Raw genomic sequence first — 16,730 nt, forward strand, 5'->3', positions numbered from 1 at the left:
GGGGTGCCGACAGCGGCCCACGGTTGTCCACAGGCCCGTCGGAGTGTCACTCCGCGCCAGTAGGGTGTGAGACATGGCCGACCCCTCCAGCTACCGCCCCCAGCCGGGACAGATCCCGGACTCTCCCGGGGTGTACAGGTTCCGCGACGAGCACCGCCGGGTGATCTACGTCGGAAAGGCGAAGAGCCTGCGCCAGCGCCTGGCGAACTACTTCCAGGACCTCGCGGGCCTCCACCCGCGCACCCGCACGATGGTCACCACGGCCGCGTCGGTGGAGTGGACGGTCGTGTCCACGGAGGTCGAGGCGCTGCAGCTGGAGTACTCCTGGATCAAGGAGTACGACCCCCGGTTCAACGTGAAGTACCGCGACGACAAGAGCTACCCGTATCTCGCGGTGACGATGAACGAGGAGTTCCCGCGGGTTCAGGTCATGCGCGGCCACAAGAAGAAGGGCGTCCGGTACTTCGGGCCGTACGCGCACGCGTGGGCGATCCGCGACACCGTCGACCTGCTGCTGCGCGTCTTCCCCGTACGCACCTGCTCCGCCGGCGTCTTCAAGAACGCCTCCCGCACCGGCCGGCCCTGTCTGCTCGGCTACATCGGCAAGTGCTCCGCGCCCTGCGTCGGCCGCATCCCCGCCGAGGACCACTGGGAACTGGCCGACGAGTTCTGCGACTTCATGGCGGGGCGCACCGGCACCCACCTCCGCCGCCTGGAGAAGCAGATGACGGAGGCGGCCGAGGAGATGGAGTACGAGCGGGCGGCCCGCCTGCGCGACGACATCGGGGCGCTGAAGAAGGCCATGGAGAAGAACGCCGTCGTGTTCGCGGACGCGACCGACGCCGATGTGATCGCGGTCGCCGAGGACGAGCTGGAGGCGGCCGTCCAGATCTTCCACGTCCGCGGCGGACGGGTGCGCGGCCAGCGCGGCTGGGTCACCGACAAGGTCGAGGAGATCACCACGGGCGCCCTCGTCGAGCACGCCCTGCAGCAGCTCTACGGCGAGGAGACCGGCGACGCCGTCCCCAAGGAGGTGCTGGTCCCCGCCCTGCCCGACCCGGTCGAACCCGTGCAGGAGTGGCTCACCGGCCGCCGCGGCTCGGGTGTCTCCCTGCGCATCCCGCAGCGCGGCGACAAGCGGGCCCTGATGGAGACCGTGCAGCGCAACGCCCAGCAGGCGCTCGTCCTGCACAAGACCAGGCGCGCCTCCGACCTGACCACGCGCTCGCGTGCCCTGGAGGAGATCGCCGAGGCCCTCGACCTGGACAGCGCCCCCCTGAGGATCGAGTGCTACGACATCTCGCATCTCCAGGGCGACGACGTGGTGGCCTCCATGGTCGTCTTCGAGGACGGGCTGGCCCGCAAGAGCGAGTACCGCCGCTTCCAGATCAAGGGCTTCGAGGGGCAGGACGACGTCCGCTCGATGCACGAGGTGATCACCCGCCGCTTCCGCCGCTACCTCGCCGAGAAGGAGCGCACGGGGGAGTGGACCGACGCCGAGAGCGCCCTCCCCGACGGTGACGCCACCGCCTCCGCCTCCTCCACCGCCTCTGCCTCCGGCGCCGGTCTCCCCGACGGCGCCACCCTCGCCAACGGCAAGGAAGCCCCCCTCGCCGCCGGCCTCAAGGACGACGAGGGGCGCCCCAAGCGCTTCGCCTACCCGCCCCAGCTCGTCGTCGTCGACGGCGGGCAGCCCCAGGTCGCGGCCGCCCGCCGCGCCCTCGACGAGCTCGGCATCGACGACATCGCCGTCTGCGGCCTCGCCAAGCGTCTGGAGGAGGTCTGGCTGCCGCACGACGACGACCCGGTCGTCCTGCCCCGCACCAGCGAGGGCCTCTACCTCCTCCAGCGCGTCCGTGACGAGGCCCACCGCTTCGCGATCACCTACCAGCGCGCCAAGCGGGCCAAGCGACTGCGCTCCGGTCCCCTGGACGACGTACCGGGCCTCGGTGAGACGCGCAAACAGGCGCTGATCAAGCACTTCGGCTCGGTGAAGCGGCTGCGCGCCGCGACGGTCGAACAGATATGCGAGGTCCCGGGCATAGGCCGCAAGACCGCCGAGACCATCGCGGCGGCCCTCGCCCAGGCGGCTCCGCCCGCCCCCGCCGTGAACACGGCGACCGGAGAGATCATTGATGACGAGGAACCCGAAACGACGGCGGGTTCCCCCGGAGACCCCGTGACAGCGGGCGCCCCGGAAGAACGACGGGGGCAGGAGACATGACCGAGCACGAGCACGACGCACACCCCACGGACGAGCGGGACCGCCCGCCCACAGCGACGTCCCCGCAGGGGCACAGGGAACCCGGCGAGGATCCCACCAGGCACCCCGCCACCCCCGAGAACCCAGAGAACACGGCCCCCGGCGCCGCCGGGCACGCAGCAGGCCACGAAGACGGAGCACAGGTGAGTACGGACAGCACGCCGCCCGGGATCCCCGAGGCGGCCATCCCCGAGCTGGTGATCATCTCCGGCATGTCCGGGGCGGGCCGCTCGACGGCCGCCAAGTGTCTGGAGGACCTCGGCTGGTTCGTCGTGGACAACCTCCCGCCCGCCCTGATCCCCACCATGGTGGAGCTGGGCGCCCGCTCCCAGGGCAACGTGGCGCGGATCGCGGTCGTCGTCGACGTCCGCGGCCGTCGCTTCTTCGACAACCTCCGGGAGTCCCTCGCGGACCTGGAGTCGAAGAACGTCACCCGGCGGATCGTCTTCCTGGAGTCCTCCGACGACGCCCTGGTGCGCCGCTTCGAGTCCGTGCGCCGCCCGCACCCCCTCCAGGGCGACGGCCGGATCGTCGACGGCATCGCCGCCGAACGCGAACTGCTGCGCGAGCTGCGCGGCGACGCCGACCTGGTGATCGACACCTCCAGCCTCAACGTCCACGAGCTGCGCGCCAAGATGGACGCCCAGTTCGCGGGCGAGGAGGAGCCCGAGCTGCGGGCCACCGTCATGTCCTTCGGCTTCAAGTACGGCCTGCCGGTCGACGCCGACCTGGTGGTGGACATGCGCTTCCTGCCCAACCCGCACTGGGTGCCGGAGCTGCGCCCCTACACCGGCCTCAACGAGGAGGTCGCCACCTACGTCCTCAACCAGCCCGGCGCGAAGGAGTTCCTCGACCGGTACGCGGAACTCCTGCAGCTGATCGCCGCGGGCTACCGCCGGGAGGGCAAGCGCTATGTGACCATCGCGGTCGGCTGTACGGGCGGCAAGCACCGCTCGGTCGCGATGTCGGAGAAGCTCGCCGCGCGCCTCGCGGCCGAGGGCGTGGAGACGGTGGTCGTGCACCGGGACATGGGACGGGAATGACAGGACGTACTCCGCGGCTGGGCCGGCTGCGCAGGGTGACCCCCGAGGGGCGCGCGAGCCGGCCGGTCGAGGCCCGGGGCGCGAGGCCGCGCCGCCGTGGCACCCAGCCCAAGGTCGTCGCGCTGGGCGGCGGCATGGGCCTGTCCGCCTCGCTCGCCGCACTGCGCCGGATCACCGGTGACCTCACCGCCGTGGTCACCGTCGCCGACGACGGCGGCTCCAGCGGACGACTGAGGGACGAGCTGGGCGTGCTGCCGCCCGGCGATCTGCGCAAGGCGCTGGCCGCGCTGTGCGGCGACGACGACTGGGGGCAGACCTGGGCCCGGGTCATCCAGCACCGCTTCCAGTCCCAGGGCGAGATCAACGGGCACGCCGTCGGCAACCTGCTGATCGTCGCCCTGTGGGAGCAGCTGGGCGACCATGTCCAGGCCCTGGACCTGGTCGGCAAGCTGCTGGGCGCGCACGGCCGGGTGCTGCCCATGTCCGCCGTACCACTGGAGCTGCAGGCGCTGGTCAAGGGCCACGATCCGCGGCGGCCGGAGGACGTGGACACCGTGCGCGGTCAGGCGACGGTGGCGCTCACCCCCGGTGAGGTGCAGTCCGTGCACCTCGTGCCGCACGACCCGCCGGCCGTCCCGGAGGCGGTGGCGGCGGTCCTGGACGCGGACTGGGTGGTCCTCGGCCCCGGATCCTGGTTCTCCTCGGTCATCCCGCACCTTCTCGTGCCGGAACTGCTGGACGCCCTCATGGAGACGAAGGCGCGCCGGGTACTCTCGCTGAACCTCGCGCCGCAGCCCGGAGAAACCGAGGGCTTCTCCCCGCAGCGTCATTTGGAGGTTTTGGGACGACACGCCCCTAAACTCGCCCTGGACGTGGTGCTGGCCGACGAGGCCGCCGTGCCCGACCGCGACTCCCTGACCGACGCCGCCACCCGGTTCGGGGCCGCTGTCGAGCTGGCGAAGGTGGCCCGGACCGACGGAACGCCCCGGCACGACCCGGAGTTCCTCGCCGCCGCGTACGACCGTATTTTTCGGATGCATGGAAGGATCGGCCCATGGCGATGACGGCAGCGGTGAAGGACGAGATCTCCCGGCTCCCCGTCACCCGGACCTGCTGCAGAAAGGCGGAGGTCTCCGCCGTCCTGCGGTTCGCCGGCGGCCTGCACCTGGTGAGCGGCCGCATCGTGATCGAGGCGGAGCTGGACACGGCGATGGCGGCCCGCCGGCTCAAGCGGGACATCCTGGAGATCTTCGGCCACAGCTCGGAACTGATCGTGATGGCTCCGGGCGGGCTGCGCCGCGGCTCGCGGTATGTCGTGCGGGTGGTCGCCGGCGGGGACCAGCTCGCCCGTCAGACGGGGCTGGTGGACGGCCGCGGGCGCCCGATCCGGGGGCTTCCCCCGCAGGTGGTCTCCGGTGCGACCTGTGACGCCGAGGCGGCCTGGCGCGGGGCGTTCCTGGCGCACGGCTCGCTCACCGAGCCCGGCCGCTCCTCCTCCCTGGAGGTGACCTGCCCGGGCCCCGAGGCCGCGCTCGCGCTGGTCGGCGCCGCACGCCGGCTGTCGATCGCCGCGAAGGCCCGCGAGGTGCGCGGGGTGGACCGGGTGGTCGTGCGGGACGGCGACGCGATCGGCGCGCTGCTGACCCGGCTCGGCGCGCACGAGTCGGTGCTGGCCTGGGAGGAGCGCCGGATGCGCCGGGAGGTGCGGGCCACGGCGAACCGGCTCGCCAACTTCGACGACGCCAACCTGCGCCGCTCGGCCCGTGCGGCCGTGGCCGCCGGGGCCCGCGTCCAGCGCGCCCTGGAGATCCTCGCCGACGAGGTGCCGGAGCACCTCGCGGCGGCCGGCCGGCTGCGCATGGAGCACAAGCAGGCCTCGCTGGAGGAGCTGGGCGCGCTCGCCGACCCGCCGCTGACCAAGGACGCGGTCGCCGGCCGCATCCGCCGTCTGCTGGCGATGGCCGACAAGCGCGCCTCCGACCTCGGCATCCCGGGCACGGAGGCCAACCTCTCCGAGGAGCTGACCGACAACCTCGTGGGCTGACGGACGCTCAGAACGCTTTCGGGCGTTCTCAGGACGCCGGTGGTGTGACCCAATAGGGTGATATCACCGGCGTTTTACTGTCCTTGAGGCGCCCTTGACTGGATCATGAAGTGTCATGAGCCTGGCAGAGTTCGCTGCTGTGGCGAACCAACGCAAGGGGGGTTCATGAGACGTAGAGCGAGATCGATCCTCGCCGTCGGCGCACTCCTGCTCGGCGGAGCGGCGCTCGCGCCCATCGCGCAGGCGCAGCCCGCGCAGGCTCCGAAGCCGGACCCGGACGAGGTCAAGGTGTTCCGGGCCGAGGTCACCAAGAAGCAGGTACCCCTGCTGCTGGCGGCCGGTCAGGACGGACACGAGCTCGGCGAGCAGGCGCCGAAGAAGGGCACCGCCACCGTCGAGGTCTACCTCACCGACAAGCAGGCGGCCAAGCTCGAGAAGCAGGGCGTCGAGCTCACCGAGCACACACTTTCGGCCAAGGCCGAGGACCGGGTGCAGGCGGCCTCCGACGGTGTGTTCCGCCCCTACAGCGGCAGCGGCGGCCTGAAGGAGGAGATCCTCCGCACCGGGCAGCAGAACCCGGGCCTGACCAAGGTCGTCTCCATCGGCAAGACGATCAACGGCCAGGACATCCTCGCGCTCAAGCTGACCAAGAACGCGAAGAAGTCGAAGGACGGCTCCAAGCCGTCGGTGCTGTACATGTCCAACCAGCACGCCCGTGAGTGGATCACGCCGGAGATGACCCGCCGGCTGCTGCACTACTACCTGGACCACTACAAGACCGACCAGCGCGTCAAGAAGATCGTCGACTCCACCGAGCTGTGGTTCGTCCCGTCGGCCAACCCCGACGGCTACGACTACACCTTCCAGAGCGCCGACAACCGCCTGTGGCGCAAGAACCTGCGGGACGTCAACGGCGACGGCGTGATCTCCACCGGCGACGGCGTCGACCTCAACCGCAACTTCCCCTACAAGTGGGGCTACGACGACGAGGGTTCCTCCCCCAACCCCACCAGCCAGACCTACCGCGGCGCGAGCGCCGGCTCCGAGCCCGAGACGAAGGCGCTCGACGCCTTCGAGAAGCGGATCGGGTTCACGTACGGCATCAACTACCACTCCGCCGCCGAGCTGCTGCTCTACGGCGTCGGCTGGCAGGTCGCCACCGACACCCCCGACGACGTCCTCTACAAGTCGCTCGCCGGCACCCCCGACAACTCCGCGATCCCGGGCTACCACCCGCAGGTGTCCTCGGAGCTGTACACCACCAATGGCGAGGCGGACGGCCACGCGGCGAACGTCAACGGCACGGCGATGTTCACCCCGGAGATGTCGACCTGTCAGACCGCGTCGAACATCGACCCGAACGACCAGTGGAACGCATCCGACTGCCAGTCGGTCTTCAACTTCCCCGACGACGAGAAGCTGATCCAGCAGGAGTTCACCAAGAACGTCCCGTTCGCGCTCTCCGTCGCCGAGTCCGCCGTCCGCCCCGACCAGCCGAAGTCCTCGGTCGGTCTGAGCGCCGCCGACTTCACCCCCGCGCCGTTCACCACGTCGTACGGGCGCGGCGCGGACCAGGAGGTCTCCGTCGTCGTACGCAAGGCGATCCGCGACAAGGAGCTCAAGTACCGCGTCAACGGCGGGCGTACGCACGAAAGGGCGCTCAAGCCCTGGAAGGGCGGCGAGACCTACGGCGGGGACGACAACCTCTACTTCGACGAGTACCGGGCCACGGTGCGGGACGGCAGGCCGGGCGACAAGGTCGAGGTGTGGTTCAGCGGTGAGACCCAGGGCAAGAAGAAGGTCTCCAGCACCCACTTCACCTACACGATCGCCGCACGGCCGAAGGCCGACACCCTGGTCGTCGCCGAGGAGGGCGCGGCCGCCACGCAGGCGCAGGCCTACGTCGACGCGCTGAAGGCCAACGGCCGCAAGGCCGTCGTCTGGGACGTCGCCGGTCAGGGCGCGCCCGACGCGCTCGGTGTGCTGAGCCACTTCGGCACGGTCGTCCACTACACGGGCGCGAGCGTCCCCGGCAATCCGACCCAGCTGGAACTGCGCGCCTTCCTCAACGAGGGCGGCAAGCTGATCGAGGCGGGCGAGCGGGCCGGCGGCACCGTCGACCTCGGTGACGGCACCCCGTCGGACGACTTCAGCCAGTACTACCTGGGCGCCTACTCCCGTACGTCGACCCCCGGCGCCACCGGTTTCACCGGCTCCGGAGCGCTCGCGGGCGCCGGCGGGGCGCTCGGCGCCGCCCCCGGCAACCCGCTGGACACGGCGGGCACCTACGGCGTCACCTCCGACGAGCTGCCGGCCGCCGCCTACCCGCAGTTCGCCAGCGCCGGCGCCGGTCAGTTCTCCGGGACGGTCAACCCGTACGGCCCGTACGCGGGCTCGTACATGGCCGCCGCGGTGCACACCGACGACGCCTACAAGCGCCTCACCCGCACCATCGACCTCAGTGCTGTCACCGCGGCGACCAAGCCCACCCTCTCCACCGCGCTGCTGTGGGACACCGAGCCCGGCTACGACAACGCCGTCGTCGAGGTCCACACCGTGGGCGCCGACGACTGGACCACGCTCCCCGAGACGGGCGGCGCGACCAGCACCACGGTCCCCGCGGAGTGCGGCGCCGGCTTCTACATCGCCGACCACCCGTGGCTCAAGCACTACCTGACCCTCGGCGACAACACCTGCACCGCGACCGGCACCACCGGCTCCTGGAACGCCCTCACCGGCGCCTCCAGCGGCTGGCAGCAGGTCTCGTTCGACCTGAGCGCCTACGCCGGCAAGAACATCGAAGTCTCGATCAGCTACGTCACCGACCCCGGCAGCGGCGGCCACGGCGTTCTCGTCGACAACGCCTCGCTGGTCGTCGCGGGCACGGCCACCGAGACCGAGGGCTTCGAGACCTCGCTCGGCGCCTGGAAGGCCGGCGGACCGCCCGCGGGCAGCCCCGCCGTCCTGAAGGACTGGACGCGCACCGGAGCGCTGTTCCAGACCTACGGCGCGGTCACCACCGACGACACCGTGCTGCTCGGCTTCGGCCTGGAGCACGTGACCTCGGCGGCGGACCGCAACGCGCTCATCGGAAAGGCCCTCGCATCACTTGATCAGTGACACACCGGTCAACGATGTTTGACGCACCGTGACGAAATAAGGGCACAAAACGCCCCAGGCCTGGGCGGTCCGTACCCCTACTGGCGGGTACGGACCGTCCTGCCGTGTATGGGCGAAGTCGATGTCACCGACGGGGCCTCGGAGAGGTAGGGTCGTGGGTGGTCGGGGACATCCCAAATACAGCTCGCCGGCACCGCATGGCCGGCGTACCAACGAGGAGATCGGTTCGTGACGATCCGCGTAGGCATCAACGGCTTTGGCCGCATCGGTCGTAACTACTTCCGCGCGCTGCTGGAGCAGGGTGCTGACATCGAGATCGTGGCTGTCAACGACCTGGGTGACACCGCGACCACCGCTCACCTGCTCAAGTACGACACCATCCTGGGCCGCCTCAAGGCCGAGGTGTCGCACACCGCCGACACGATCACCGTCGACGGTCACACCATCAAGGTGCTGTCCGAGCGCAACCCCGCCGACATCCCGTGGGGCGAGCTCGGCGTCGACATCGTCATCGAGTCGACCGGCATCTTCACGAAGAAGGCCGACGCCGCGAAGCACCTCGCCGGCGGCGCCAAGAAGGTCCTCATCTCGGCTCCGGCCAAGGACGAGGACATCACCATCGTGATGGGCGTCAACCAGGACAAGTACGACCCGGCGAACCACCACGTCATCTCCAACGCCTCCTGCACCACCAACTGTGTGGCGCCGATGGCCAAGGTCCTCGACGAGAACTTCGGCATCGTCAAGGGTCTGATGACCACGGTCCACGCCTACACCAACGACCAGCGCATCCTGGACTTCCCGCACTCGGACCTGCGCCGCGCCCGCGCCGCCGCCGAGAACATCATCCCGACCACGACGGGCGCCGCGAAGGCCACCGCCCTGGTCCTGCCGCAGCTCAAGGGCAAGCTGGACGGCATCGCCATGCGCGTCCCGGTCCCGACCGGCTCGGCCACCGACCTCGTGGTGACACTCCAGCGCGAGGTCACCAAGGACGAGGTCAACGCCGCGTTCAAGAAGGCCTCCGAGGACGGCGACCTCAAGGGCTACCTGGCCTACACCGAGGACGAGATCGTCTCCTCGGACATCGTCAGCGACCCGGCCTCCTGCACCTTCGACTCCTCCCTGACCATGGTCCAGGAGGGCAACACGGTGAAGATCCTCGGCTGGTACGACAACGAGTGGGGCTACTCCAACCGCCTCGTCGACCTGACGGTCTTCGTCGGCGGCCAGCTCTGATCGTCGGATCAGGCACCACGGTGTGAACGCAGGGCCCGGGCGGCGCAGGGACGCGCCGCCCGGGCCCTGAGTCACGTGCAGAACCGCCCTGTCTACGATCACGGAGCATCATCAGCCCTCGGGAGCCTCTTTCATGAAGACGATCGACGAACTCCTCGCCGAAGGAGTGGCCGGCCGGCGGGTCTTCGTCCGCGCCGACCTCAATGTGCCGCTGGACGGCACCACCATCACCGACGACGGCCGGATCCGCGCCGTCCTGCCGACCGTCAAGGCCCTCGCGGACGCGGGCGCCCGGGTGGTCGTCGCCTCCCACCTGGGCCGCCCCAAGGGCGTCCCGGACCCGGCGTTCTCCCTCGCCCCCGCCGCCGCCCGGCTCGGCGAACTCCTCGGCTCCGCGGTGGCCTTCGCGACCGACACGGTCGGTGACTCGGCCCGTGAGACGGTCGCCGGCCTCGCCGACGGCCAGGTCGCCGTCATCGAGAACCTGCGCTTCAACGCGGGCGAGACCTCCAAGGACGACGTCGAGCGCGGCGCCTTCGCCGACCGGCTGGCGCGGCTCGCGGACGTCTACGTCGGCGACGGCTTCGGCGCCGTGCACCGCAAGCACGCCTCCGTCTACGACCTCCCCGCCCGGCTGCCGCACGCCGCGGGCTTCCTCATCGCCACCGAGGTCGGCGTCCTGAGGAAGCTCACCGAGGACGTGCAGCGCCCCTACGTCGTCGCCCTCGGCGGCGCCAAGGTCTCCGACAAGCTCGCCGTCATCGACGAGCTGCTCGGCAAGGCCGACCGCATCCTCATCGGTGGCGGCATGGCGTACACCTTCCTCAAGGCCAAGGGCTACGAGATCGGCGGCTCCCTCCTGCAGGAGGACCAGATCCCGGCCGTCCAGGAGTACGTCGAGCGCGCGGAGAAGACCGGCGTCGAGCTGGTCCTCCCCGTCGACGTGGTGGTCGCCCCCGCCTTCCCGGACCTGAAGACCAAGGCCCCGGCGAACCCCGCCGCCGTCGCCGCGGACGCCGTCCCCGCCGACCGGATGGGTCTGGACATCGGTCCCGAGACCCGCAAGCTGTACGCCTCGAAGATCACCGACGCCGCCACCGTCTTCTGGAACGGCCCGATGGGCGTCTTCGAGCACCCCGATTTCGCCGAGGGCACCAAGGCGGTCGCCCAGGCCCTCCTCGACTCCCCGGCCTTCACGGTCGTCGGCGGTGGCGACTCCGCCGCCGCCGTCCGTCTCCTGGGCTTCGACGAGACCGCATTCGGCCACATCTCGACCGGTGGCGGCGCCTCCCTCGAATACCTCGAGGGCAAGACGCTCCCCGGCCTCGCCGCACTGGAGGACTGACCGCACATGAGCACCCGTACGCCGCTGATGGCGGGCAACTGGAAGATGAACCTCAACCACCTCGAGGCCATCGCCCACACCCAGAAGCTCGCCTTCGCCCTGTCCGACAAGGACTACGAGGCCGTCGAGGTCGCCGTCCTGCCGCCCTTCACCGACCTGCGCTCCGTGCAGACCCTGGTCGAGGGCGACAAGCTCGCCATCAAGTACGGCGCACAGGACATCTCGGCCCATGAGTCCGGCGCCTACACCGGCGAGATCTCCGGGCCCATGCTCGCCAAGCTGAAGTGCACCTACGTGGCGATCGGCCACTCCGAGCGCCGCCAGTACCACGGCGAGAGCGACGAGCAGGTCAACGCCAAGGCCAAGGCCGCCTTCAAGCACGGCCTCACCCCGATCCTGTGCGTCGGTGAGGAGCTGGAGGTCCGCGAGGCGGGCAACCACGTCTCCCACACCCTCGCCCAGGTCGAGGGCGGCCTCAAGGACATCACGGCCGACCAGGCCGAGACCGTCGTGATCGCCTACGAGCCCGTCTGGGCCATCGGCACGGGCAAGGTCTGCGGCGCCTCGGACGCCCAGGAGGTCTGCGCCGCCATCCGCGGCAAGATCGCCGAGCTGTACGACCAGGAGCTGGCCGACAAGGTCCGCATCCAGTACGGCGGCTCCGTCAAGTCCGGCAACGTCGCCGAGATCATGGCCCAGGCCGACATCGACGGCGCCCTGGTCGGCGGCGCCTCGCTGGACGCCGACGAGTTCGTCAAGATCGTGCGCTTCCGCGACCAGTGACCCGAGCTGTGAGTAGGCGGTAGCGGCGATCCGTCGTACCCTTGCGGGGGCATGGCCCAGGTGCCGTGCCCCCGTCATCATCCGAATCCGAGGAAGTTGGTCCAGCCGTGGTTTTGGGGTTCTCGATCGCCCTGATCGTCTTCAGCCTGCTGCTGATGCTGCTGGTGCTGATGCACAAGGGGAAGGGCGGCGGCCTCTCCGACATGTTCGGTGGCGGCATGCAGTCCTCCGTCGGCGGCTCCTCGGTCGCCGAGCGCAACCTCGACCGCATCACCGTGGTGATCGGTCTGCTCTGGTTCGCGTGCATCATCGTCCTCGGCATCATCATGAAGACGAACAGCTGATCAGCCTCTCACAGGCACGCACAATCCATACGTAAGGCCCCATGTTCGGTACGCGCAGCTGAGCGCGGCCTATCATGGGGCTTGCGTCTAGGTGCGGGAGCTGTAACTCCAATCACTGGACGCGCGTTGGGCCTTACGTAGACTGAGGCGCTCGCAGCGAAGCGAAACGCCGACTCGCTTTGCGGCACCATCACGCAGGGAGTTACGACCGTGGCAAGTGGCAACGCGATCCGAGGAAGCCGGGTCGGGGCGGGGCCGATGGGCGAGGCCGAGCGGGGCGAGTCCGCGCCCCGTCTGCGCATCTCCTTCTGGTGCTCCAACGGGCACGAGACGCAGCCCAGCTTCGCCAGCGACGCGCAGGTTCCCGACACCTGGGACTGCCCGCGCTGCGGCTTCCCGGCCGGACAGGACCGGGACAACCCCCCGGACCCGCCGCGCACCGAGCCCTACAAGACGCACCTCGCCTATGTGCGGGAGCGGCGCAGCGACGCGGACGGCGAGGCGATCCTCGCCGAGGCGCTCGCCAAACTGCGGGGCGAGATCTAGGACTTGAGACCGGCCGGGTGCCCGACAGGCACCTGGCCGGACCTGTCCCGCCCCTTGCGCCAGGCCGTCCCCGGACCCGTTGTCAGTGGTCTCCTCTACGGTTTTCGTGGGGGTTCCGTCTTAGCGGAACCGCAGAACCGGAGGGGGAGTAGTGCCGGGGGAGTCGAGGGCGCCCGCGTGGCGCGGCGGTTTCGGACGGCTGTGGAGCGCCGCCGTGATCTCCCGCTTCGGGGACGCCCTGCGGACCACCGCCCTGCCGCTGCTCGCCGTGCGGCTCACGGACGAGCCGTTGGCCGTCGCCTCCGTGACCGCCTGCGCGTATCTGCCCTGGCTGCTGTTCGGCCTGCTCGGCGGCGCGGTCGCCGACCGGGTGGACCAACGGCGGGCGATGTGGGCCGTCGACACCGTACGAGGACTGCTCGTCGCCGCCTTCGCGCTCGCCGTGGGTCTCGGCCACGCCTCCGTCCCGCTGCTGATCGCCCTCGCCTTCCTGCTGACGACCCTCCAGACCCTGTTCGACAACGCCGCCACGGCTCTGCTGCCCTCGCTCGTGCCCCGCGCGGCCCTCGGCGGCGCCAACGCCCGTCTGATGACCGGTCAGCAACTGGCCGGCGGCCTGCTGGCCGGCCCCTTCGTGCCCCTGCTGCTCGGCGTCGGCGCCTTCCTGCCGTTCGCCGCCGACGCCGGCACCTATCTGCTGGCCGCCGCGCTGGTCGCCTCCCTGCGCATACCGCCGCCCGTGCGGGAGCGGCGCCCCTCGGGCAGCACCCTGCGCCAGGAGATCGGCGCGGGCCTGCGCCACCTCTGGCAGGACCGCGTCCTGCGCGCCGTCTGCACCGCCACCCTGCTGTGCAACATCGGCATGGGCGCCCTCATCGCCACCCTGGTCCTGCACGTGACGCGCTGGCTGCACGCGGACACCACCGGATACGCCGCCGCCATGACGGCGTTCGCCCTCGGCAGCCTGGCCGGCGGCCTGCTCGCCCAGCGCCTCGCGCTGCGCACCGGCCGGGCCCGGGCCCTGCTGCTCGGCGGCACCGTCCAGGTCGCCGCCCTGCTGCTCATGGGCACCGTCCGGCACCTCGGCGCGCTCCTCGCCGGCATGCTGCTGCTCGGGGTCATGAACATGGTGTGGAACGTCCACCAGGTCACGCTGATCCAGCAGCGCAGCCCCGAGCCGATGGTCGGCCGTATCGCCGCGGCGTTCCGCACGGCGTCCACGTCCGGCGCGCCGACCGGCGCCCTCCTCGGCGGAGCGGCCGCAGACATCCTCGGGCTGAACGCGCCCGCGCTGCTGGCGGCCGCGCTCTTCACCCTGGCCGTCGCCGCGTTGATACCCGCGGGCCGGGCGGACGTACCTGTTGTTGCCCCGCAGGACGGTTCCGCGTCCGCTCGCACGACGCGCTGATCAACTAGGTTGGGACCGGCGGGGCAAGGCGTGCACAGCAGCACGGACAGGTGAGGAAGGGCTGAAGTCCGACATGAACGCAGACGGCCGTACGAGGCTCAACCAGACGCCCGAGTGGACGGCTCTGGCCAAGCATCGCGAGGAACTCGACGAGGTGGAGCTGCGCGAGCTGTTCGCCGCCGACCCCGAGCGCGGCAGCGGATACACCCTGCAGGTCGGCGACCTGCACATCGACTACTCCAAGCACCTCGTCACCGACGAGACCCTGCGGCTGCTGCGCGAGCTGGCCGAGTCGGCCGACGTCTTCGGCCTCAGGGACGCCATGTTCCGCGGCGAGAAGATCAACACCACCGAGGACCGCGCGGTCCTGCACACCGCCCTGCGCGCCCCGGCCGACGCGGTGATCGAGGTCGACGGGGAGAACGTGGTCCCCGCCGTCCACGCCGTCCTCGACAAGATGGCCGACTTCGCGGACCGCGTGCGCTCCGGAGCGTGGACCGGCCACACCGGCCGGCGGATCAGGAACGTCGTCAACATCGGCATCGGCGGCTCCGACCTCGGCCCGGCGATGGCCTTCGAGGTGCTGCGCAGCTTCACCGACCGCGGCCTCACGGTCCGCTTCGTGTCGAACGTCGACGGTGCCGACCTGCACGAGGCCACCCGTGACCTGGACCCGGCGGAGACGCTGTTCATCGTCGCGTCCAAGACCTTCACCACCATCGAGACGATCACCAACGCCACCTCGGCCCGCTCCTGGCTCCTCGAGGGCCTCGGCGGCGACGAGAGCGCGGTCGCGAAGCACTTCGTGGCGCTGTCGACGAACGCCGAGAAGGTCGCGGACTTCGGTATCGACACGGCCAACATGTTCGAGTTCTGGGACTGGGTCGGCGGCCGTTACTCCTACGACTCGGCCATCGGCCTCTCCCTGATGATCGCCATCGGCCCGGACCGCTTCCGCGAGATGCTCGACGGCTTCCACCTCGTCGACGAGCACTTCCGCACCGCCCCCGCCGAGTCCAATGTGCCGCTCCTGCTCGGTCTGCTGGGCATCTGGTACGGCAACTTCCACGACGCCCAGTCGCACGCCGTCCTGCCCTACAGCCACTACCTGTCCAAGTTCGCCGCCTACCTCCAGCAGCTCGACATGGAGTCCAACGGCAAGTACGTCGGCCGGGACGGCAAGGAGGTCGACTGGCAGACCGGCCCGATCGTCTGGGGCACGCCCGGCACCAACGGGCAGCACGCGTACTACCAGTTGATCCACCAGGGCACCAAGCTCATCCCGGCGGACTTCATCGGCTTCGCCCGTCCCGTCGACGAGCTCAGCGACGAACTCAAGGCCCAGCACGACCTGTTGATGGCCAACTTCTTCGCCCAGACGCAGGCGCTGGCCTTCGGCAAGACGCCCGAGGAGGTGCGCGCGGAGGGTGTGCCCGAGGAGCTGGTGGCCCACAAGACGTTCAAGGGCAACCACCCGACGACCACGATCCTCGCCGCCGAGCTGACCCCCTCGGTCCTCGGCCAGCTCGTCGCGCTCTACGAGCACAAGGTGTTCGTGCAGGGCGCGGTGTGGAACATCGACTCCTTCGACCAGTGGGGCGTGGAGCTCGGCAAGGTCCTCGCCAAGCGCGTCGAACCCGCCCTCACCGAAGGCGCGGACGTCCCCGGACTGGACGCCTCCACCCGGGCGCTGGTCGCCAAGTACCGCGAGCTGCGCGGCCACTAGCCGACAACATCCCGTGTGTAGACTCCCGGGCGATCATGCACACGACTGCTCGGGAGCCTCACGTGGGCAACGCACACCGCAGGCGCTGGACCGACGGCGAGCTGACGGCCGGGTCCTTCCTGCTGCCTCATCGCGCGGCCCGGGCGGTGTTCCACCCCGCATGGATCCCGGACTCCCTCGACCCGACCGTGGAGCGGCTCAAGCGGGCCAGGGTCGCCGTCGGATTCGTCGCGGCCCTCGGGGTCCATGTGTTCTTCGAGATCAGGTTCTCCTGGGACGAACTGCCGAGGAACGCCGCGATCGCCGCCCTCGTGCTGTTCTGCGTCACCCCGCTGGCGACCGGTGCGATGCTCCTGGTCTGGCGGCGCGGCGGAACCGTGCGCCGGCTGCGGGCGCGGCTCCTCGACACCGTCAAACTGCTCTCGCTGTTCACCGCCTCGGCCTTCGTCTGCCTCGCGCTGTTCGCGGTCGGCGACATGGTCGGGACGCTCCCGAAGATCGCCCTGACGGGCCTCGGCCTGTGGACGGCCCTCTTCGTGATCGCCGGCGGGGTCCGGCTGACCGGCAACTTCTTCGGCACGGGCGCGGTGCACCGCTGTCTGCCGCCCCTGCTGGCCACGGTGACGAGCTGGGTGCTCGCCCTGTCCGATCTGGCCGGCAGCGGCGAGCACGGCATGGACAACGCCCTCGGTGTCACCTGCATCCTGGCCGCCCCGGTGACGGTCACGGCGATCGCCCTGCTGGAGACCCATCGTCTCAAGAAGCGCTACGGCATCCGCCTGATGGCCCACCCGGCTCTTCTCGCCCCGGCCCACAACGGCCGGAACCCGTACGGCGCCTGACCGTACGGGTTCCGGGAACCACCGGGA

Annotated in this window: 13 protein-coding genes; all 13 read left to right on the plus strand. The window is 70.4% G+C overall.

What is annotated here, in order from left to right; genetic code table 11:
• Nucleotides 1–73: 73 nt before the first annotated feature.
• The 13 genes from uvrC to OG852_RS36440 all read left to right on the plus strand — a co-directional run bounded on the left by uvrC (nt 74) and on the right by OG852_RS36440 (nt 16,703).
• Nucleotides 74–2,224, plus strand: a complete 2,151-nt coding sequence (gene uvrC, locus OG852_RS36380) for an excinuclease ABC subunit UvrC (RefSeq protein WP_133910228.1) — start codon at nt 74–76, stop codon at nt 2,222–2,224.
• Nucleotides 2,221–3,306, plus strand: coding sequence for an RNase adapter RapZ (rapZ, locus tag OG852_RS36385; protein WP_133910229.1), 1,086 nt, complete (start codon nt 2,221–2,223; stop codon nt 3,304–3,306). Before uvrC ends, rapZ begins: the two co-directional genes overlap by 4 nt.
• Complete coding sequence (locus tag OG852_RS36390; protein ID WP_133910230.1) at nt 3,303–4,370, plus strand: gluconeogenesis factor YvcK family protein; 1,068 nt, start codon at nt 3,303–3,305, stop codon at nt 4,368–4,370. Before rapZ ends, OG852_RS36390 begins: the two co-directional genes overlap by 4 nt.
• Entirely contained in the window at nt 4,361–5,350 is a 990-nt protein-coding gene (whiA, locus tag OG852_RS36395) for a DNA-binding protein WhiA (protein WP_133910231.1), read from the plus strand. Before OG852_RS36390 ends, whiA begins: the two co-directional genes overlap by 10 nt.
• Before the next feature lie 165 nt (nt 5,351–5,515).
• Entirely contained in the window at nt 5,516–8,470 is a 2,955-nt protein-coding gene (locus OG852_RS36400; RefSeq protein WP_330350145.1) for a M14 family metallopeptidase, read from the plus strand.
• Nucleotides 8,471–8,698: 228 nt separating this feature from the next.
• Entirely contained in the window at nt 8,699–9,709 is a 1,011-nt protein-coding gene (gene gap, locus OG852_RS36405; protein WP_055634811.1) for a type I glyceraldehyde-3-phosphate dehydrogenase, read from the plus strand.
• A 133-nt stretch (nt 9,710–9,842) separates the two neighbouring features.
• Nucleotides 9,843–11,054, plus strand: a complete 1,212-nt coding sequence (locus OG852_RS36410) for a phosphoglycerate kinase (RefSeq protein WP_330350146.1) — start codon at nt 9,843–9,845, stop codon at nt 11,052–11,054.
• A gap of 6 nt (nt 11,055–11,060) precedes the next feature.
• The gene (gene tpiA, locus OG852_RS36415; RefSeq protein WP_133910234.1) at nt 11,061–11,837 is read left to right on the plus strand and encodes a triose-phosphate isomerase; all 777 of its coding nucleotides are present in this window, start codon (nt 11,061–11,063) and stop codon (nt 11,835–11,837) included.
• Nucleotides 11,838–11,950: 113 nt separating this feature from the next.
• Nucleotides 11,951–12,181 (plus strand): preprotein translocase subunit SecG, encoded by a 231-nt coding sequence (secG, locus tag OG852_RS36420; protein ID WP_208117063.1) that lies wholly within the window; start codon nt 11,951–11,953, stop codon nt 12,179–12,181.
• A gap of 210 nt (nt 12,182–12,391) precedes the next feature.
• Nucleotides 12,392–12,727 (plus strand): RNA polymerase-binding protein RbpA, encoded by a 336-nt coding sequence (locus tag OG852_RS36425; protein WP_003957010.1) that lies wholly within the window; start codon nt 12,392–12,394, stop codon nt 12,725–12,727.
• A gap of 151 nt (nt 12,728–12,878) precedes the next feature.
• The gene (locus OG852_RS36430) at nt 12,879–14,135 is read left to right on the plus strand and encodes an MFS transporter (protein WP_330350147.1); all 1,257 of its coding nucleotides are present in this window, start codon (nt 12,879–12,881) and stop codon (nt 14,133–14,135) included.
• 73 nt (nt 14,136–14,208) lie between these two features.
• Nucleotides 14,209–15,861, plus strand: a complete 1,653-nt coding sequence (pgi, locus tag OG852_RS36435) for a glucose-6-phosphate isomerase (protein WP_133910237.1) — start codon at nt 14,209–14,211, stop codon at nt 15,859–15,861.
• A 62-nt stretch (nt 15,862–15,923) separates the two neighbouring features.
• The gene (locus OG852_RS36440; protein ID WP_330350148.1) at nt 15,924–16,703 is read left to right on the plus strand and encodes a hypothetical protein; all 780 of its coding nucleotides are present in this window, start codon (nt 15,924–15,926) and stop codon (nt 16,701–16,703) included.
• Nucleotides 16,704–16,730: the final 27 nt, after the last annotated feature.

Source organism: Streptomyces sp. NBC_00582 (assembly GCF_036345155.1).
In the GTDB taxonomy this organism is placed as follows: Bacteria; Actinomycetota; Actinomycetes; order Streptomycetales; family Streptomycetaceae; genus Streptomyces.